The following is a 19,992-nucleotide window of genomic DNA, read 5'->3' on the forward strand; positions in this document are numbered from 1 at the left end:
TCACCGCGGAAGGAGTCCGAACAACGAGGCCGCGTTGTCGTGGCACACGGCCCTCAGCCACTCCTGTCCGAGGTCCAGGCGCTCCAGGGCGTGGAGCTGATGGACGTACGGGTGGGGGACGTTGGGGAAGTCGGAGCCGAGCAGGATGCGGTCGCCGAGTCCGGCGAGCCGAGGCAGGGCGTGGCGGGGGAACGGCATGAGGTCCTCGGCGAAGTCGGTGAACGCCATCGTCGTGTCGAGCCGTACCTGGTCGTACCGTTCGGCGAGGCCGAGGAACTCCTCGTACTCGGGCATGCCCAGATGCGCGACGACCAGCCGCAGCTTCGGGTGCCGCGCCAGTACGCGCGCGATCGGTTCGGGACCGGTGTGCTTGCCGGGCGCGGGTCCGGAGCCGCAGTGGATCACCACGGGAATCCGCGCCTCGGCCAGCAACCCCCAGGCCGGCCGGAGAAGTTCGTCGGCCGGGTCGTAGGCCCCCACCTGCACATGCGCCTTGAACACGCGCGCGCCCGCTTCGACGGCCTCGCGGACGTACGTCTCGACACCCGGCTCGGGGTAGAGGGTCGCGGTGTGCAGACAGTCGGGGGTACGGCGGGCGAAGTCGGCCGCCCATCCGTTCAGCCACCGGGCCATGCCGGGCTTGTGCGGGTAGAGCATCGCGGTGAAGGCCCGGACGCCGAACTGCCGGAGCAGGGCCGTGCGTTCCGCCTCCCCCTCCCGGTAGGAGATCGGCCACTCGACGCCCCCGATCAGCGGTCCGCCCGTGTCGAAGTAGTCCCAGACCTTGTGCAGGACACGCTCGGGCATGAAGTGCGTGTGGACGTCGACCAGCCCGGGCAGAGCGAGCCGGCCCCAGAAGGCACGGACCTCCTCGGCCTGTGCGCGACTCGACGTCACGTCCTCGTCCGTCTCCCCTGGCGCACCCGTGGCCGCCCCCGGCCTCGGTGATCCGGCACTGTGTGCGGGCCCGTGGGCGTGCTCGGGCTCGGTGGAGCCGGCAGGGGCGGGGGGAGCCTTGCGGTGATCGTCCATGACGCCCACGATCGGCCTTGGTGAGGGAGCGGGTCCACCCCTGGCCGCAGTGGCGGGTGAGGTGTGCGTCACGCGGGCCGCGGCGGTGAGGTGCCGTGTGAGGCTTTGGCCTCCGGCCCTGACGAGCGGGTTCCAGGCCCGAGCGGCCCACCCGTTGCGCCGGCTGAGTCGTAGCGACTGTTCCCCCTTGGGCGTCAGGGGATGCCGCCGGCGCTCGGGTCCGTCGTGGCCGGGAAGGAGTCTCGCGCCTGGCAGCTCTGACGCCTCGCGTTACCGCGCGGTGGCCGCCCGGCGTCCTACGATGGGTGAAGATCACATGCGATCAGGGAGCGGGAAATGATCTTCATCACGGCCAAGTTCCGGATCAAGCCGGAGTATGCGGAGAGGTGGCCCGAGATCTCGCGCGAGTTCACGGAGGCCACGCGCAGTGAGCCCGGCTGTCTGTGGTTCGACTGGTCGCGCAGCCTCGACGATCCGACCGAGTACGTGCTCGTCGAGGCGTTCCGGGACGGTGACGCCGGTACCGCGCATGTCCAGTCCGACCACTTCAAGTCGGCACAGCAGACCCTGCCCCCTCACCTGGCCGAGACCCCGCGGATCGTCAACGCCGTCCTGGAGCAGGACGACTGGTCCCTGCTCGGGGAAATGGCCGTGGAGGGCTGACGGAGTCGCGGAGGAGCTTCCGCCGCCTGGCGGAAGGGATTCAGCGTTCGGTTGCGGGAGAGCGGCATGGCGTCGACTGGTCGCGCTGCCCGAGACCAAGCCGCTCCACGACAGGCGTGCTGAGCTGTGCCGTGCCCCTGAAGAGCCGGGGCACTGGGTGAAGATCCAGCAAACGAATGGCCCGCACTTGGCGTTTGCCCGGCCTGCTTCGCCTCGACCGTAACGCGCGCAAGGCGGCGCACACTGCACCTCGACCACGTGGACCTACCACACGAAACCGAGGCCACCTGCATGCGCCGAGCACATGTCGGATCCGCTCGCAGGGCCATATCGTGCGCGCCACGCGACCGGACGGCACGATTTCGGTGCGCGACGAGAAGAGGAGTCGCCGAAAATGACGCGTCACGCCGAGGTCCCTCGCCGCAAGGCCGCGCCGCAGACCGATCCGTACGAAGAACTCGCCGTGCCCGTCAGCGGCGGCGAACTCACCGTGCTGTGCTGGCCCGCGGCAGACCCGGGCGCTCCCGTCGTGTTCGCGGTGCACGGCATCACCGCGAACGCGCTCTCCTGGGCCCGGGTCGCCCACCACCTCGCGGGCAAGGCCACTTTGATCGCGCCCGACCTGCGGGGCCGGGGCGGCAGCCGGTCGCTGCCCGGTCCCTATGGCATCGCCGCACACGCCGCCGACGTGGCGGCGGTCGCCGAGGCGTTCGGGCTGCAGGGGGCGGTGCTCGCCGGTCACTCGATGGGCGCCTTCGTCAGCGCGTTCACCGGCGTGCACCATCCTGCGAGGTTCGCCTCGCTCGTCCTCGTCGACGGCGGCCTCGGCTTCCCCGCACCGACCCAGCTGGACCCCGACGCGCTCCTCGACGCCGTCATCGGCCCGGCGATGCGCAGGCTGGCCATGACCTTCCCCGACCGGCAGGCATACCGGGACTACTGGCAGGATCATCCGGCCTTCTCCGGTGCGTGGTCGCCGTGGGCGGACGCCTACATCCAACGCGACCTCGTCGGCGCGGAACCGCGACTGCGCTCGTCCTGCGTCCGCGACGCCGTGCGCGTCGACGGCACGCAGGTGCTGTGCGATCCGGACGTACTGGCCGCGGTGGGCCGACTGAAGCTGCCCGCACGGCTTCTGTGGGCCGACCGGGGCCTGATGGACGAGCCGCAGGGCCTGTACGACGAGCAGCGACTGGCCGCCGCCGGCCTCGACCCCGCCCGGCTGACGACGCACCGGGTGGCGGACGTCAACCATTACACCGTGCTCATCGGCGACGACGGCGCGCGCACAGTGGCCGGCCATCTGCTCGACGCGGCGGGCGTGAGCGGCGGCACGGCAGGCACGAGCGGCCGGCTGGGTAGACCACCGGCAGGCACGGGGCTTCCGCGCGAAGGAGTTGTTCCGGATGCAGGAGAGTGAGCTATGCGTGTTCCGATGACGGTCGCCGACTTTCTCGAGCGGGCCGAGTTGGGTTTCGCCTCCGACACCGGTGTGGTGGACGAGCCGGATCAGCCAGGCCCGCCGGTACCGGAGACGACGTATGGGCGGCTGGGTGAGCGCGTGCGTGCCTGGCAGGCGGGGCTGGATGCGCTGGGCGTGGGTGAGGGTGAGCGGGTGGCGGTGGTCAGCCACAACTCCGCACGGCTGCTGGAGCTGTTGTTCGCGGTGCCGATGAGCGGCCGGATCTGCGTGCCGGTCAACTTCCGCCTCAGGCCCGACGAGGTCGAGTACGTGGTGCAGCAGAGCGGCTCGTCGGTGCTGCTCGTCGACCCGGAGCTGAACGAGGCGCTGTCCGGAGTCAAGGCGCGCCACCGGTTCGTCCTCGGGGAAGAGACCGAGACCGAGCTGATGCGGTTCGGCGTAGCCCCACGCCCTTGGTCGGATCCGGACGAGGATGCCACCGCGACGATCAACTACACGTCAGGGACCACCGCCCGCCCCAAGGGCGTGCAGCTGACGCACCGCAACATCTGGGTGAACGGGATGACCTTCGGGCTGCACACCAGGGCATGGGAGCGCGATGTGTACATGCACACGCTGCCGATGTTCCACTGCAACGGCTGGGGCATGCCGTACGTGATGGCCGGACTGGGCGTGAAGCAGGTGGTCTTGCGCAAGATCGACGGCGCGGAGATCCTGCGCCGGGTCGACCGGCACGGCGTGACGCTCATGTGCGGCGCACCGACGGTGTGGAAGGCGGTGCTGGATGCGGCAGCTTCCTGGGAGGGCGAGATCCCCGGCCGTGATCGGGTGCGGATCGTGTGCGCGGGGGCTCCGCCGCCGAGCACGCTGATCCAGCGGGTGGAGGAGGAACTGGGCTGGGAGTTCACGCAGATCTACGGCCTGACCGAGACGTCCCCGCTGCTCACGTTCAACCGGTCCAGGCCGGCGGATGCGGGACTGCCCGCTGGGGAACGGGCGCGCAAGCTGTCCCGTGCAGGACTGCCCGCGCTCGGAGTCAGGCTGAAGGTCTCCGAGACCGGCGAGGTGCTGGCCCGGTCGAACGTCGTGCTGGACGGGTACTGGGACAAGCCGCAGGAGACCGCGGTGGCCCTGGAGGGCGGGTGGTTCCACACCGGGGACGGCGGCAGGATCGATGAGTCCGACGGTCACCTGACGATCTCCGACCGGAAGAAGGACGTCATCATCACAGGCGGCGAGAATGTGTCTTCCATCGAGGTGGAGGACGCCGTCTTCAGCCACCCGGCGGTCGCCGAGGTCGCCGTCATCGGGGTCCCGGACGAGAAGTGGGGCGAGACGATCAAGGCCCTGGTGGTGCTCGCCGAGGGAGCCACGGCGGCCGAGGCCGACATCATCGCCCACTGCAAGCAGCGCTTGGCCGGCTACAAGGCGCCGACGAGCGTCGAGTTCCGCGACGCCATCGCCCGAACGGCCACCGGCAAGATCCAGAAGTTCAAACTCCGCCAGCCGTACTGGTCCGGCCTGGACCGGAAGGTCAACTGACCACCGGCCCCCTGGCTGCGTTCGAAGCCACACTCCGCCCAGTCACCGGGACGCCGTGGCCGATGCCGCCGTGAGCCTGTCCACGGCCGCCGCGACCGCCTCGGGGCTGGAGATCATCGTCAGGTGCCGGGCGCCCGGGATGAGCGTGGCAGGCGGTGCGCCGATGCGCCGGGCGGTCTCCTGCGGGGTCTGCCGGGTGAACACGTCGTCCCTGGCGCCGAACACCACCGACTTGGGCAGGCGCACCCGGGCGAGCCGAGCCACCTGGTCCGCGGGCAGTCCCGGCACCCCGGCGGCCAGCATGCTCCACAGCGCGTTCTCCGCGCCCGGCACCCGGAGCGGGCGCCGCCACTGGTCCAGGCCGGCGGCGTCCAGGCGCGGACAGGCGGGCCCGCACTGCGCGTCGTACACGCTGCGGATCAGCGCGTCGATGCCGAGCCCGATCCGCAGCAGGCTGGTGCGGTACGGGTTGATCAGCACGTGCTTGAAGGCCGGCGGCGGCCCGGCGCCCGTGTCGAGGGCGTCGCCGTCGAGGAGCATCACACCCCCCAGCCGGCCAGGGGCCCGCAAAGCTGCCTCGGTGACCACGGCGGCTCCGCTGGAGTGCCCCACCAGCAGCGGGCGCTCGCCCGGACCGCCGAGGTGCATGGCGTTCAGGAAGCCCAGGAGCTGCCGGGTGAAATGGTCGACGGTGTACGGGCCGTGGCGCTCGCTGTATCCGTCGCCGGTCAGATCGAGGGCGTACACCCGGTGGTCGCGGGCGAGCAGCGGGGCAAGGCGCGACCAGGTGTCCACGGATTCGAAGGCGCCGTGTACCAGGACGACCGGTGGGCCCGCCGTGCCCCAGGTCTGGTAGCGCGTGCGGACGTCGGCGGCCTGCACGTACCTGAGCCCCCGCGGCGGTGCGGCGCGCCCGGCGGTGGCGGCGTTGTAGACGAACGAGGCCGCTGTGACGACCACCAGCACGACGGCACAGCCCAGTGCGGTGCGCCGCAGCCACCGCCGCAGCCGGGAGCGGCGCGGTCGCTGCGCGCGCTCGGCGGGGGGCGACGGCGGAGCGGATGCCGGACGGGAACCCCCGCCCCCGGCCCCGTCCCCGTCTGCGTCCCCGTCTCCGACTCGGGGAAGATCAGCTGTCACAACCCACAGCATCGCCCATGGCACACCCCCGGTCATCCTGCGGGGGGAGCCATCGTGACTACTCCGCCGGGTGCAGGGGAGTGCGTGATCGATGGCGGCCTACGGGTCCTGTCGTAGCGGTCGCAGGACCGCCTCGCCGGCGCGCGCGAGTGCGGACAGCGGTTGTCCTGCCCAGCCGGTGAGGTCACGTGCGAAGGCGAGGTCGAGTTCGATGGTCACCTTGAGGTAGCGGGTGTCGAGCCGGGTGACTTTGGTGGGAGCGGAAGCGGGGGCCGTCGTGTCCGGTCGCCGCTGCAGTGCGGCCCGGTAGGTGTCCTTGCGCTGGTTCATGCCCTGTCCTGACGGTCGATGAGTTCCTCTGCGAGATCCATGTAGGCCGTGCCCTTCACCTCGACGGGGCTGCCGAAGGACTGGGAGTACAGGTCGAGTCGTGGGACATGCGTGGACAACACGTCGAAGCCCCGCTCCGTGAGGGCTTCGCGGGCGTCGGCGTCCGGACCGGTACGGGTGGCGCCGGGGCGGTTCGTGCGGTTCAGCAGGACGGCGGTGCGGGCCGGTTGGGAGCGCAGGGACTGCATCTCATCCATTTCACGGTCGATGGGCGCCATGCGGTCCAGTTCGATGGGGGCCGGGGTCACGGGCACGATCCACTCGCTCGCGTACCGCATGACGCCTCGGGCGATGGGGGCGTGGTCTTCCAGCTGCGGGGCGTCGAAGACCACTGCCCGTCGGTTGTCGAGAAAGTCGTTCACCCGCCGGTGTACGTCGCCCACGGGGAGGGCGAGCACGGGGAACGGGAAACCGCCCGCCAGCTCGCTCCAGCGCAGCGCGGAAGAGGCGGGATCGCAGTCCACAAGCAACGGTGACAGGCCCGATGCGTGCAGCGCGTGGGCCAGCCAGACCGCGCTGGTCGTCTTCCCCACGCCGGGTTTGAGGTTCACGAATGCATAGCTCAGCGGCACAGGAGCCGACGCTAACGGCCGAGCGCCGACGCCTGTCGTCGACGCCGGGTCACCGTGCACGGTTCACCCTGCGGCGCCGGCGAATCATTCCCGCGGGCTAACCTCCGGCCTTCCCCCGGGTGACCGCTCGGGGACAGAAGGCGGACATGTCTGTCGGTGATGGATGCGGGCCGCGGAGCCGGCGGACGAGGGCGGCCCGGGACCGGGAGGGACGCGAGGGGGGACCGGGGGTCGTGGAGCGCCCGTGGAAACCCTGTGGAAGCGGTGTCGGTGGTGCCGCTTATGCTGCACCAAACGATCACGCGGGACCTGGGGAGGGCGCGGCATGTTCGGCAAGCTGTTCGGCAGGGGTGGGGACAGACCGGCGGCGGATCCGCACGCCCTTCCCGTCCCACGCAAGCAGAAGAACGGGATGTACACGCTGCGCGCCCTCGGGGACGCCCGGGTGCTGGCGTTGGTGGAGGCGGCGGAGGCGGGTGACTGGGAGGCGGTCAAGGCGGCGTCGGCTCCCTTCGACCTCGGCCGTGACCACCAGGTCCTGGGCGAACTGGCCGACCTGGACGGCGTGCAGGACTGGATCGGCCGGGCCGTCGAGGAGGACAAGGAGCACCGGGCGACGGCCCTGCTGATATCCGGGGCGCGCCACATCATCTGGGGCTGGGAGGCGCGCACCAGCGCGCGTGCCGTGGACGTCACACAGGAGCAGTGGCGGACCTTCCACGAGCGGCTCCACATCGCCGAGGAACAGCTGCTGGAAGCCGCCGAGTTGCGCCCGGAATCGGTCACGCCCTGGCGCCGTCTGCTCACCTCCGGCCGCGGCATGTCCCTGGGCCCGGCCGTCAACGAGACCCGGCTCGACGCCGCCCTGCGCCGCGACCCGCTGGACCTGGAGACCCACATCGAGTGGGTGTCGTACCTTCAGCCCCGCTGGAGCGGCGAGCCGGGCCAGGCACTCGCGTTCGCCCGCGAGGCGTTCGCCGGCGCGCCCGAGGGCCACCGTCTCGGCTGTGTGATCGCCATGGCGCACATCGAGGACTGGGTGGAGTCGGACAGCAAGGACTGCCTCGTCACCCCCGAGATCCAGGACGAGTTGCGGGAGGCGGCCGAGCGCAGCATCCTCCACCCCGCCTACGAGCGACGCCCCGGCTGGCAGGAGGACTTCAACATCTTCGCCATGGCGTTGTCGCTGGCCTCCGAGAGCATCGCGCTGCCGCGCGTCTTCCAGGAGCTCCAGGGCGCCTACACCTCGTGGCCGTGGAAGTACATGGCGCAGCCGGAAAAGATGTACGCCCGCGCCCGGCGCAACGCCTGAGCCCGCCACGCCACCTGCCACTCCTCGAACACCCCGACCCCGGACTGCCCGATGACTCTGCCCGACACCCCGCCCCGCCCGGCCGGCACCGACCGCACCTTCCAGGTGGATCTGCGCGGCCTCGTCGATCTCCTCTCCCACCACCTCTACTCCAGCCCCCGCGTCTACCTGCGCGAACTGATGCAGAACGCGGTGGACGCGCTGACCGCGCGGCACGGCCTCGAACCGGGCGCCGCGGCCGGCGCCTTCGGCATCCGCCTGTACGCCGACGGTTCGGCGGTGCGCGTCGAGGACGACGGCGTCGGTCTCACCGAGGCCGACGTGCACACCTTCCTCGCCACGATCGGCCGCAGCAGCAAGCGCGCCGAGAAGATCGCCGAGCAACGCGCCGACTTCATCGGCCAGTTCGGCATCGGCCTGCTCTCCTGCTTCCTGGTCGCGGACGAGATCCACGTCCTGAGCCGTTCCGCGCGCACCCCCGACGCGCCCGTCGTGGAGTGGCGGGGACGCGGCGACGGCAGCTACTCCGTCCGCACCCTGCCCGCCTCCGCCCGCCCGCGGCCCGGCACCACCGTCACGCTGACGCCCCGCGCCGACGCGGGCGAGTGGACCCGGCCGGCCCAGGTGCACGCGCTGGCCCGGCACTTCGGCTCCCTGCTGCGCCACCCGGTGACCTTCGACGACGGCACGGGCGGCCCGGGCGCGCCCGTCAACCCCGAGCCCGCACCCTGGGCGCGTACGTACCCCACGCCGGGAGCCCGTTCCCGCGCGCTGGCCGCGTACGGCGAGGAGGTCTTCGGGTTCACACCGCTGGACACCATCGAGCTGGACCTGCCGGCCGTGGGCCTGAAGGGCATCGCGTGCGTGCTGTCCGAGGCGGTGCCGGCCGGACGCCGCCACGGCCACCGCGTGCACGTCAAGGGCATGCTGCTGTCCGAGCAGGCCGAGGAGATCCTGCCCGAGTGGGCGTTCTTCGTCCGCTGCGTCGTCGACGCCGAGAGCCTGCGCCCGACGGCGTCCCGCGAGTCCCTGTACGAGGACGACACCCTCGCCGCCGTCCGCGACGCCCTCGCCGAACGGCTGCGCGCGTGGATCGCCCGGACCGCCGCCAGCGACCCGGACCTCCTCGGCCGCTTCCTCCAGGCCCACCACCTGGCCGTGAAGTCGCTGGCGGTGCACGACGACGAGATCCTGCGGATGCTGCTGCCGTGGCTGCCGTTCGAGACCACCGACGGCCACGCCACGCTGGACGAGTTCGCGCGCACCCACCGCACCGTGCTGGTGACGTCCAGCGTGGAGGAGTTCCGGCAGGTCGCGGCGATCGCCTCGGCCGCCGGGCTCGGCGTCGTCAACGGCGGCTACACCTACGACCGTGAACTGGTCCACCGGCTACCGGAGATCAGGCCGGAGGTGAGCGTCGCCGACCTCGACCCGGCCACGCTCACCGCCCACCTCGACTCCGTCGACCGGGAGACGGAACTGGCCGCCGCGGCCTACCTCGCCCTGGCCCGCGACGCCCTGGCCGTCTTCGACTGCGACGTCGCGCTGCGCACCTTCCAGCCCGCCTCCGCCCCCGCCCTGCTCCTCGACAGCCGCGAGGCCCGGCACGAGCGGACCCGTTCCCAGCTCGCCCGCGAGCAGCAGGGCGGCCTGTGGGGCGACATCCTCGGCCATCTGCGTCAGGAGGCTCCGCGGGCCCAGCTGATTCTCAACCAGCTCAACCCGCTGGTCCGCACGGCCGTCACCATCGACGAGCCCGAACTGGCCCGCACCAGCGCCGAAGCCCTCTACGGGCAGGCCGCGATGCTGTCCCGGCGCCCGCTCAGGCCCGCCGAGTCGAGCCTCATCAACCGCTCCTTCCTCGACCTTCTCGCCCACGCCCTCCGCAAGGACAGCTGACGATGCCGACCGCACCCCAGACCACCGACGAGCTGTACCAGGCGCTCCAGGAGAACGACCGGCGCCCCTACGGCCGTACCCGCACCGTCACGGCCGAGGAACTGGTCGACGCCGCCGAGCAGTTCGCCGAGCCCGTCCCGCTCGTCCACGCGCTCCTCGAACTCCAGGAGGCGTACACCTACGGCTCCGAACCCCGCAAGTCGCCCGTCGTCTTCGCCCGCCTGCTCACCCTCTTCGACGAGCAGCCCGACGTCTTCGACGAGCGCCTGCGCCACATGCTGTTCTGGCGGTTCAAGTGGGTGGCCCACGCCCTGCGCCAGCTTCCCGAGATACCTCTGACCAGCCTGCGCCAGTGGCTGACGGAGATGCGCGACCGGTACGAGAAGGCGGGCCTCGGCCTCCAGCCCTACTACGGACAGGCGTACCAGCTCGCCGCCCACATCGGCGAGGACACCACCCCCGCCTACGAGCTGTGGGCGGGCCGTACCCGCACCAGGCTCAGCGACTGCGAGGCCTGCGAGATCTGCGAGCGCGCCCTGTACCACCTCACGGCCGGCGACGACGAGCGCGCGCTGCGTACCTGGGAGCCCGTGCTGGCCGGGAAGGAATCCTGCCAGGAGGAGCCCGCCCGCTCCGTCTCCTACGCGCTGCTTCCCCTGCTGCGCACCGGCCACACCGACCGGGCCCGCGAGCTGCACCTCGCCGGTTACCGCGCCTGCCGCCGCAACCCCTCGATGTCCCAGGAGGTCGGCCGGCACCTGGAGTTCTGCGCGCTGACCGGCAACGAGGCACGCGGCCTGGAACTGCTCGCCGAGAACCGGAGCCTGTTCGACGAGGTCGACTCGCCGCTGGACCTGCTCGGTTTCCTCACCGGCGTGGAGGTCCTCCTCCAGCGCGTCGAATCCCTGGGCCACGGCGAACTGCCCGCCGCCGGATACGCGGGCCGCACCTGGACGGTGGCAGCCTTGCGCGCCGAGGTGCGTGGCCGCGCCGACGACCTCGCCGCCCGCTTCGACGCCCGCAACGGAACCACGGCCCACACCGACCGGCGCAGGGCACGCCTCGACCGTGCCCCCCTGCTGGACGCACTGGAACTGACCCTGCGCCCCCGCGGTCTCGACGACGTCGCCCCGGCCACCCCGGCCACCGCGCCCGCCGCCCGCACGGCCGCCGCCGTCCCCGAGTCGCTGCCCGAACTCATCATCCGGGCAAGAGCTCTGGACGAGCAGGGGCATCCGGACGCGGCCGCCTGCTGGGCACGGCTGCGCACGCTCGCCGCCGCCCCCGACTACGCCCACCCCGACGACCCGGCCGTGGGACCGCTCGTCCTGCTCCGCGCCGACCTGCTGGCCGACGAGGCGGGCCGGGTGGGCGAGAAGGACCGGTTCGAGGAAGCCGCCGCCCTGTACGAGGAGGCCGCGAGACTGTACGACGAGGCCGGAGCGCCGGGTCACGCGGCGCTCGCCCGCGCCTGCGCCCTGCTCCCCACCGGCGAGATCCCCGCGGAGCGCGCCGACGGAGCCGAGGCGAAGGCCGCCGCGCTGACCGCCGCCCACGCGGCTCTCGTCCGGCTGCACGAGGAGGCGACCGGCCTCGCCCCGTACCAGGAGGCCCGTCTGCTGCGGCTGCGGGCGAGCGCGCTCGGCCTGCGGCTGCAGACGTCGGGGAACGAGGAGCACGTCGCGCCGGTCTTCGCCGAGGTGGACCTGCTGCTCGACTTCGCCACCCGGCACGACATCGCCGGACAGGTCTCCGGCGCCCTGCTGCTGCGGGCGAGCACCTACGCCCTCTCCGGCGATCTGCCCGCCGCGGCCACGGAGATCGACGCCCTCCTCGACCGGCTGAAGGCGCACGGCCCCGCCTGGCACCTGCCCCGCACCCTCGGCCTGCGCGGCCGGATCCAGCTCGGCCTCCGGGACGCGCAGGCCGCGCACGCGGACCTGACCGAGAGCCTGCGCCTGGCCGCCGACTGGCCGTCCGACAGGGGCGACACCGCCCGCCTCCACGGTGATCTGGCACAGGTCTGCATGCACCTGGGCCGCCCCGACGAGGCACTGCGGCACCTGACGCGCTCCGCGGAGCTGGAACTGCGCCACGGCAGCCGCATCGACGCGTTCTGCACCTACAGCAACGCCGCGCAGCTCAGCCTCGACCTGGGCCGCGTCGAGGACTGCATCGCCCTGCTCGACTCCCTCCTGGCCGAACCGGACGTCGCCGCCGGAGAGCTGGACGACCGGCTCGTCGCCCAGCTGCGCCTGACCCGCGCCCGCGCGCTGCACGCGGGCGAGGACCTCAAGGCCGCCACGGTGGAGTTCGCCGCCCTCGCCGCCGAGTCGGCCGGCTGGGACGACGACCCCGGGAGCCACGCCATGATCGCCGCGGAGACCGCCGTACTCCTCGCCGAGTCCGGCGAGTTCGGCCGCGCCCGCGAGGCCGCGGACCAGGCCCTCGCCGCCCACGCACAGGCCCCGCGCTACGAGCAGCTCAGCAACTGCCTGCGCGAACTCGCCCGCCTCCAGGCCCAGCAGCAGGGCCCCGAGGGCCTGGCCGACGCCCTCGCCTTCCTCGCCGACGCGGGCAGGATCGCCGACGAGGCCCGCGCCGCGGGGTACGAGGCCCGCGGCCGCGCCCTGGACCCCGCCCTGGCCTACGAACACGGACGGGTCAACGCCTACGCCCGTGAGTACGAGACCGCCCTGGCCGCCCTGGACGAGGCCCTCGGCCTGCTCGGCGAACCGGGATCCGACGAGGACCACGCCGGCGAGTGGGCCGAGTGCGTCCGTCTCGCGGCTGCCGTGGAGGGCATCTACCTGGAACGCCCCGCCCCCGCCCTCACCCGCCTCGACGCGGCGGTCCCCCGCCTCACCGCCCTGGGCCACACCGAGGAGACCGAGCCGCTGACCTCCCTGGCGGCCCGGCTGCGCGACAACGGCTGATGCGGCGGCCCGGTGCCGGGGCGGCTGGCCCGCCCCGGCACCGGCGGCGCCGCCGTCCGACCGGCCGACCGCGCACGCCGACGCGCTCACCGGCACCGTCCGGATCGGTGTCGCAGGCCGGGCAGGCTCAGGCCGTCGCCTCGTCGAGGAGTTCCAGCACGTGCCGGTAGGGGCGGCCGGTGGCGCGGGTCATGCCCATCTCGCAGGTCCGGTTGCAGGAGGCGTACGCGTCGTACCTCCCCGCGGTGATCTCGGCGGCCTGGACGGCGGTGGCGCTCGCGGTGATCTCCGGGTGCAGCAGGCCGCGGTCGCCGGCGAACGCGCAGCAGCCCCAGGTGTCGGGCACGGTGACCGTGTCGCTCACCGCCGCGGCCACCGTGCGCAGGGCGCCGTCGATGCCCAGGTGCACGGTGGAGCAGGTGGGGTGCAGGGCGAGGCTGCCCAGTCGGCGGGGCGAGGGCAGCGCGGGGAGCAGGTGCTCGGCCGTGAAGACGACGCTGTCGACGAAGCGCAGGGCGGCGAAGCGGGCGCGGTCGGACTCCGGTAGGGAGTCGGGCAGTTGCTCCAGGCCGTGCGTGCAGGAGGACGCGTCGCAGACCACGGGCAGCCGGCCGTGGTCGCTCGCCTCCCACAGCACCTGGAGCGTGCGGGCGGCCATGGTGCGGTGCCCGGCGGTGTAGCCCTTCGACTGCCAGGGGGTGCCGCAGCACAGGCCGGTCAGGCCCTCGGGCACGACGACGGGCACGCCCGCCCGGTCGCACAGCCGCAGGAACGCTGCCGCCGCCCCGTCGGAGGCGCCCTCGGCAGCGAAGACGCTGCCGATACAGGCGGCGAAGAACACCGCCCGCGGCTCGGCGGGCCGCCGCGGCGCGGGCCGGGCCGGGCCGCCGCGCGGGATGTCGTCGGCCCAGGCGGGCACCAGTTCCCCTGCCCCGAGCCGGCGCACGGCGCCGGTGGCGGCGCGTACGGCCGGGGCGGGCGCGGCGTGCGCCGTGTTCAGCGCGGCGCGCACACCCCTGACCGCGGTACCCCAGTGCCGGGCCACCGCGCTCCCGGCGCGCTGCGCGGCGGCGCCGTGGCGTTCGCCGCGCAGGCGCTTCATGACCGCGCCGGTGTCGATGGTGACCGGGCAGGCGGTGACGCAGAGGCTGTCGGCCGCGCAGCTGTCGACGGCCGCGTAGGCGTAGTCGGCTTCCAGGGCGCGGCGGCGTTCGTCGTCGCCCGCGGCGGCGGCGAGCGCGATCTCGCGCCGCAGCGCGATCCGCTGACGGGGCGTCGTGGTGGCATCCGCCGTGGGGCAGACGGGCTCGCAGTAGCCGCACTCGACGCAACGGTCGACGGCGGGGTCGACCTCGGGAACACTCTTGAGGCTGCGCAGGTGCGCGGCCGGGTCGTCCGCCAGCAGCACACCCGGGTTGAGCACGCCGTGCGGGTCGCACAGCCGCTTCACCTCGCGCATGACGTCGTACAGTTCGTCGCCGTACTGACGGCGGACGAAGGGGGCCATCGCCCGGCCGGTGCCGTGCTCGGCCTTCAGGGTGCCGCCGGCGTCCAGGACGAGGTCGGCCATGGCATCGGTGAACCGGGCGTAGCGCTCGATCTCCGGGGCGGAGTCGAAGTCCTGGGTCAGCATGAAGTGCAGGTTGCCGTCGCGGGCGTGGCCGAAGATCACCGCGTCCTGGTAGCCGTGCCGGTCGAAGAGGCCGATCAGGCCCTCGCAGGTGCGGGTCAGCCGGTCCATCGGCACCGCGATGTCCTCCAGCAGCGCGGTGGTGCCGGGAGGCCGCGCCCCCGCGACCGCCGTGTACAGGCCCTTGCGCAGGTGCCAGAGGCGGGCCCTGACCCGAGGGTCGCGGACGAGCCCGGTCCCGGTGACGGCGGGCAGGCCGTCCAGAACCGGCCGGGCCGCGGCCACCCGCTCCTGAAGCGCCTCGGCGCTGTCCTCGGCGAACTCGACCAGCAGGGCCGCGTGTCGCTCGACGCGCAGACCGCGCAGTTCCGCCACGGGGTCCGGGGACTGCTGTGTCACGCGCAGGGAGGCCGCGTCCAGGAGTTCGGCGGTGCGGGCGCCGACGGCCAGCAGTGCGGGCAGCGCGTCGGTGGCCTCGGCGAGGCCGGGCAGCACCAGAAGGCCGGTGGCGGTGTGCGGCAGGACGGGCACGGTGCGGAAGACGGCCTCGCCGACGAAGCCGAGGGTGCCCTCGCTGCCGATCATGAGGTGGGCGAGGATGTCGGCGGGATCGGTGTGGTCCAGGAACGAGTTGAGGCCGTAGCCCATGGTGTTCTTCATCGAGAACAGGCGCTCGATGGTGGCGCGGGAGCCGGCCGAGGCGCGCACGCGGTCGCGCAACCGCAGCAGTCCCGCGTGCAGTTCGGGTTCGTGGGTGCGCAGCGCCCGGTCGGCGTCGGGTTCCGCGGTGTCGACGACGGTGCCCGAGGGCAGCACGAACTGCAGGGACTCCATGGTCCGGTAGGCGTTGTCCTGGGTGCCGCAGTTCATGCCACTGGAGTTGTTGGCGACCAGGCCGCCGATCGTGCAGGCGGACTCGCTCGCCGGGTCGGGTCCGAGCCTGCGCCCGTACCGGGCGAGTCGCGCGTTGGCCTGACGGACCGTCAACCCTGGCTGGAGGCGCATGCGCAGGCCGTCGTCGAGGATCTCGGCGGTGCGCCAGTGGCTGCGCACGTCCACGAGGATGCCGTCACCGCCCGCCTGCCCTGCCAGGCTGGTGCCGCCCGAGCGCAGCGTGAGCGGCACTCCGGCGGCGCGAGCCCCGGCCATCAGGGCGCCCACCTCGGCCGCGGACGCGGCGCGCACGACGGCTCGCGGGGTGAACAGGTACGGCGACGCGTCGTGCGCGGCGGCGACCCTGCGGGGCACGTCGGTGGTCACCCGGGCCGGGTCGCCGACGCACGCGGAGAGCAGCTGGGCCAGGTCGGAGGCCGGCTCCGGCGTGGGCGATGCGGCCGCGGTGGGGCTCATGGAATCCTCGCTCCCGGGCGGGTGTCAGCGGGCGGGTCGGTCGATGCGCAGCAGGCGCGGCGGCCGTGCGGCGGGTTCGGGCAGACGCAACGGCACCGACCCGGGGGTGATGCTGCCCAGCAGCGTGGCCCGGCGGGCGCCGGTGCCCGAGGGCAGGGCGCCGGGCAGCCCGTGCACCGTGAGGAAGCCGAGGACGGCGAACGCCAGGGCCTCCTTGGCGTCGGAGGGCAGGCCGAGGTCGTCGCTGGGGCGCAGCCGCACACCGGGCAGCTCCTCGGCGATCAGGCGCATGAGCACCGGGTTGCGGGTGCCGCCGCCGGAGACGACGAGCTCGGTGACCCCGTGGGCGCGGCAGGCGTCGGCCACGGTGACGGCGGTGAGCCGGGTCAGGGTGGCCACGACGTCGTCGGGGTCCGGGGTGGGCACCTTCTCCAGCGCCCGCTGCAGGTAGGGCAGGTGGAAGTGCTCCTTGCCGGTGCTCTTCGGGGCCGGCCTGCGGTAGTAGGGGTCCTCCAGGAGGGCGCGCAGCAGTTCGGGGCTCGTCCGGCCGGCGGCGGCTCGGCGTCCGTCCTCGTCGTAGGTCGCGGCGCCGCCGGTGAAGTGCCGTACGGCCGCGTCCAGCAGGGCGTTGGCGGGGCCGGTGTCGAAGGCCAGTGGTTCGGCGCCGGGCGCGAGGACGGTGACATTGGCGATGCCGCCGAGGTTCAGCGCGGCGGGCGTGCCGGGCAGGGCGCGCAGCAGGAGGGTGTCGGTCATGCCGACAAGCGGGGCGCCCTGTCCGCCCGCCGCCACGTCCCGGCTGCGCAGGTCGGAGACGACCGGGAGCCCGGTGGCCTCGGCGATCCAGGCGGGCTGGCCGAGTTGGAGCGTGCCGCGGACGGCGCCGTTCTCGACCCAGTGGTGGATGGTCTGGCCGTGCGAGACGACGAGGTCGGCGGTGCCGCCGCACAGCTCGCGCAGCGCGCGTCCGGCGGCGTCGGCGAAGGCCTGGCCGACACCGGTGTCCAGGGCGCAGACGGCCTGCGTGGTCGTCGCGGCCGGCGGCAGCGTGGCGCCGATCAGGTCCCTCAGATCGTCCGGGTAGGGCACGGAGAGGTGTCCGAGGGGCCGCAGAAGCAGGGTGTCGCCGTCCAGGGCGAGGTCCGCGGCGGCGGCCTCGATGGCGTCGTAGGAGGTGCCCGACATCAGACCGATCACGCGCACGACGCCTCCCGGTTCCTGTGCCGCCGCGTGGGCGGGGTCGGTCGACGCTGCGGCATGGCTTCTCCCTGGGTGTCGGAACGGGGCGGGTGCGGGGCCGCGGGTGCGGCCCCGCACCGGGTGGGGCGGGCGTGCCGTCAGTCGCGGCCGGCGACCGCGGCGACGTGGTCGGGTCCGGGGTCCGTCTCGCCACCGGCCACCGGGATCGCGGCGATCTCGGGGGCGCGGTGGAACAGGCTCATCAGGCCGCCGACGACCAGGGTGATCACGACGCCGATCGGCACGAGCCACTGGGCGGCGATCGCGGTCGGCACGGTGGCACCGGCCACCGTGACGTCGATCTTGACGCTGCGCACGATGTACGTCATCACGCCGACCGTCACCAGGAACGCCACGACGGAGTCGGTCTCGTTGGCGCGCCGGACGAGGCGCCCGAGCAGGAACGCGCCGAGCAGGGCGCCGTAGGTGTAGCCCGCGATCGTCAGACCCGTCAGATAGACGTTGCCGGTGCTGGTGCTGAAGGCACAGGCGAAGACCGCCATCAGCACCGCCCACACCAGCGTCATCACCCGGGCGAGCCTCAGCAGCGACTCCTCGGACGGCGTGCTGCGGAAGAAGCTGTGGATGATGTCGGCGACCGTCGAGTTCGACATGGAGTTCAGCGCCGAGGACAGGGAGCCCATCGCGGCACCGAGGATGCCCGCCACGAGCAGACCGGAGATCACCACGGGCAGCCCGTGCAGGATGAACTGCGGGTAGAGGTTGTCGGAGCTGCTCAGGCCGAGCTGCTTGAAGTCCTTGCCCTGGTTGTACGACCACAGCAGGGCGCCGACGAGGGAGAAGGCGGCGAACTGGAGGGTGACGAAGACGCCGGAGGCGATCATGGCCTTCTGGCCGTCGCGCAGCGAGCGGGTGGCCAGCACGCGCTGGACGATCAGCTGGTCGGACCCGTGGCTGGCCATGGCGAAGATGGCGCCGCCGACGATCGCGGTGGGCAGGGCGAACGGGCTCGTCAGGATGTGTGCCAGGTCGAAGTCGGTGTCGAACAGCCTGAAGTGGCCCGAGTGCAGCGCGCTGGAGAATCCGCTGCCGCCGACGTGGCCGGAGAGCACGGCGATGGCGAGGATCGCCCCGCCCAGGTACAGGCCCATCTGGATGGCGTCGGTCCAGATGACGGCCTTGATGCCGCCGAGGTACGTGTAGACGACGGTGATCACCGTGAGCACGATGATGATCAGCCGGTAGCCCGCGTGCACGCCGAACTCGTCGAGCAGCAGCTTGATCGGGATCGCGGAGGCGAACAGCCGGACGCCCTCGGCGAGGAGGCGGGTGAAGACGAACGTCACCGAAGCGAGCCCCTGCAGCTTGAGCCCGAATCTGCTGCCCAGATACTGGTAGGCGCTGACGAAGCCGCCGCGCTTGTACAGGGGGATCAGCACGGTGGCCACGACGACGCGGCCGATGACGTAGCCGAGGGCCAGTTCGACGTTCCCGAAGCCCTGCCCGCTGTACGCGCCACCGGGCACGCTGATGACGGTGAGCACGCTGGTCTCGGTGGCCACCACGGAGAACGAGACCGTCCACCACGGCATGCGGCCTTCGCCGACGAAGTAGTCCTTCGCGGTGCTCTGCCGGCCGGCCAGGCGCAGTCCGATCACGGCGATCGCCACCAGATAGACGACGACCACCACGAGGTCGAGTTGACGCACGCTCACTCCTAAGCAACGGCCGGCGGGGGCACCGGCGGGGTGGGGACAGGGGGAGAGGACGCCGCCCGTACGCGGACGACGTGGGGCTCGTGCGGCGCGCGGGCGTCCAGCGCCAGCAGGCGCGCACCGTCCAGCGGTTGCCCGAGCGGGGACCGCAGACGCAGAGAGCGCGGGAAGCCGGCCAGCGCCGAGCGCAGCGGCCCGAGGAGCGGTTCGCCCAGGCCGGTGAGCCCGCCGGTGATGGTGACGGAGAAGGCTTCGCCGCCGATCCGGCGGGCGGCGGCGAGCACGGCCTCGCCGAGCGCGCCGGCGGCGTCCCGGATGATCGCCGAGGCGGCGGTGTCGTCCGCCGCGGCCAGGCGTGCGACGTCCGGCGCGAAGGAAGCGGCGGTGCGGGCCGGGTTGCCGTCGTGGCCGAGGGCCACAGGCAGCCGGTCCGGATCGCCGAAGCGTTCGACGGCAGCGGCCAGTAGCGCGGTGTCCGGGCCGCGTCCGTCGTGGGCCCGCAGCGCGGCCCGCAGCCCGGCGGCGCCGATCCAGGCGCCGCTGCCCTCGTCGCCGAGCCAGGGACCCCAGCCGTCGACGCGCGCGTACGACCCGTCGTCCCCGATGCCGATGGCGACGGAGCCGGTGCCGATCGCGAGCACCACGCCGGTGTGGCCGCCGAGGGCGCCCGCGTGGGCGGTGACGGCGTCACTGGTGACGGCCACCTCGTCCGTGGGCAGGTCCGCGAGAAGCAGACCGGCCAGCGTGCGGGCCGCCTCCGGTGCGGCGGCCGCCCCCGCCGCGCCCACGCAGACCGCCGCCGGCCGTGGCGCGGGGTCCCCTTCGAGGAGGGGGAGCACGGCGGCGAGCACGGCGGCATGGGCCGCCGCCACGCCGTTCTCGGCGGCGAGCCCGGGGGCGCCGGGCACCTCGTGGATCCGCTGGGGAGGGCCGTCGCCGCCGTTCCACAACGCGGCACGGCAGCCGGTCTTGCCCAGGTCCACCGCGACTACTGCTGACATACGGCACGCCTTCGTGTCTTCGGGGGTGTGTCGCGCAGCCCGGTCACGGGGACGGCCGGACGGCCGGTGACCGGCACGGCACACGGTTCAGCGAGTATCAGAACGACGGACTCGGCATGTCAATAAGTAACGTCACGTAATTCGGCACGTAAATTTTTGACGCCCGCCGAACGCGTGGTTACTGTGG

Annotated in this window: 14 protein-coding genes; 6 read left to right on the forward strand and 8 right to left on the reverse strand. The window is 73.0% G+C overall.

Features of this window, described 5'->3' with window-relative positions; genetic code table 11:
• Positions 1-1,032: an amidohydrolase family protein gene (locus ACQPXS_RS37995; protein WP_433453977.1), complete on the reverse strand. Its 1,032-nt coding sequence runs from the start codon at positions 1,030-1,032 to the stop codon at positions 1-3.
• A gap of 336 nt (positions 1,033-1,368) precedes the next feature.
• Between ACQPXS_RS37995 and ACQPXS_RS38000 the strand changes: the two genes are divergently transcribed.
• The 3 genes from ACQPXS_RS38000 to ACQPXS_RS38010 all read left to right on the forward strand — a co-directional run bounded on the left by ACQPXS_RS38000 (position 1,369) and on the right by ACQPXS_RS38010 (position 4,660).
• Positions 1,369-1,695 (forward strand): putative quinol monooxygenase, encoded by a 327-nt coding sequence (locus ACQPXS_RS38000; RefSeq protein WP_365334319.1) that lies wholly within the window; start codon positions 1,369-1,371, stop codon positions 1,693-1,695.
• A gap of 394 nt (positions 1,696-2,089) precedes the next feature.
• Positions 2,090-3,115: an alpha/beta hydrolase gene (locus ACQPXS_RS38005; RefSeq protein WP_433453978.1), complete on the forward strand. Its 1,026-nt coding sequence runs from the start codon at positions 2,090-2,092 to the stop codon at positions 3,113-3,115.
• Between the two features lie 3 nt (positions 3,116-3,118).
• Positions 3,119-4,660, forward strand: a complete 1,542-nt coding sequence (locus tag ACQPXS_RS38010) for an AMP-binding protein (RefSeq protein WP_433453979.1) — start codon at positions 3,119-3,121, stop codon at positions 4,658-4,660.
• Between the two features lie 42 nt (positions 4,661-4,702).
• On the opposite strand, the gene ACQPXS_RS38015 is transcribed toward ACQPXS_RS38010, so the two are convergent.
• From ACQPXS_RS38015 to ACQPXS_RS38025, 3 genes are all read right to left on the reverse strand, one after another.
• Positions 4,703-5,620, reverse strand: a complete 918-nt coding sequence (locus ACQPXS_RS38015) for an alpha/beta fold hydrolase (RefSeq protein ID WP_433453980.1) — start codon at positions 5,618-5,620, stop codon at positions 4,703-4,705.
• 279 nt (positions 5,621-5,899) lie between these two features.
• Entirely contained in the window at positions 5,900-6,130 is a 231-nt protein-coding gene (locus ACQPXS_RS38020) for a hypothetical protein (RefSeq protein ID WP_356309954.1), read from the reverse strand.
• Positions 6,127-6,741 (reverse strand): ParA family protein, encoded by a 615-nt coding sequence (locus tag ACQPXS_RS38025; RefSeq protein WP_356309951.1) that lies wholly within the window; start codon positions 6,739-6,741, stop codon positions 6,127-6,129. Before ACQPXS_RS38025 ends, ACQPXS_RS38020 begins: the two co-directional genes overlap by 4 nt.
• Positions 6,742-7,087: 346 nt before the next feature.
• On the opposite strand from ACQPXS_RS38025, the gene ACQPXS_RS38030 reads away from it, so the two are divergent.
• From ACQPXS_RS38030 to ACQPXS_RS38040, 3 genes are read left to right on the forward strand one after another with little or no spacing between them, the layout of a single operon-like run.
• Positions 7,088-8,074: a hypothetical protein gene (locus ACQPXS_RS38030; RefSeq protein WP_433453981.1), complete on the forward strand. Its 987-nt coding sequence runs from the start codon at positions 7,088-7,090 to the stop codon at positions 8,072-8,074.
• 51 nt (positions 8,075-8,125) lie between these two features.
• Positions 8,126-9,973, forward strand: coding sequence for an HSP90 family protein (locus ACQPXS_RS38035; protein WP_433453982.1), 1,848 nt, complete (start codon positions 8,126-8,128; stop codon positions 9,971-9,973).
• Positions 9,974-9,975: 2 nt separating this feature from the next.
• Positions 9,976-12,909: a hypothetical protein gene (locus tag ACQPXS_RS38040; protein WP_433453983.1), complete on the forward strand. Its 2,934-nt coding sequence runs from the start codon at positions 9,976-9,978 to the stop codon at positions 12,907-12,909.
• Positions 12,910-13,036: 127 nt separating this feature from the next.
• On the opposite strand, the gene ACQPXS_RS38045 is transcribed toward ACQPXS_RS38040, so the two are convergent.
• The 4 genes from ACQPXS_RS38045 to ACQPXS_RS38060 form a co-directional block, all read right to left on the reverse strand.
• Complete coding sequence (locus ACQPXS_RS38045) at positions 13,037-15,889, reverse strand: FAD-binding and (Fe-S)-binding domain-containing protein (protein WP_433453984.1); 2,853 nt, start codon at positions 15,887-15,889, stop codon at positions 13,037-13,039.
• 24 nt (positions 15,890-15,913) lie between these two features.
• Positions 15,914-17,092, reverse strand: a complete 1,179-nt coding sequence (locus ACQPXS_RS38050; protein ID WP_433453985.1) for an anhydro-N-acetylmuramic acid kinase — start codon at positions 17,090-17,092, stop codon at positions 15,914-15,916.
• Positions 17,093-17,226: 134 nt separating this feature from the next.
• The gene (locus ACQPXS_RS38055) at positions 17,227-18,798 is read right to left on the reverse strand and encodes a sodium:solute symporter (RefSeq protein WP_433453986.1); all 1,572 of its coding nucleotides are present in this window, start codon (positions 18,796-18,798) and stop codon (positions 17,227-17,229) included.
• Between the two features lie 8 nt (positions 18,799-18,806).
• Positions 18,807-19,805 carry an N-acetylglucosamine kinase gene (locus tag ACQPXS_RS38060; RefSeq protein WP_433453987.1) on the reverse strand — a complete coding sequence of 333 codons (999 nt, stop codon included), beginning with the start codon at positions 19,803-19,805 and terminating at the stop codon, positions 18,807-18,809.
• Between the last annotated feature and the right edge of the window lie 187 nt (positions 19,806-19,992).

Source organism: Streptomyces sp. CA-142005, assembly GCF_050942335.1.
GTDB lineage: Bacteria > Actinomycetota > Actinomycetes > Streptomycetales > Streptomycetaceae > Streptomyces.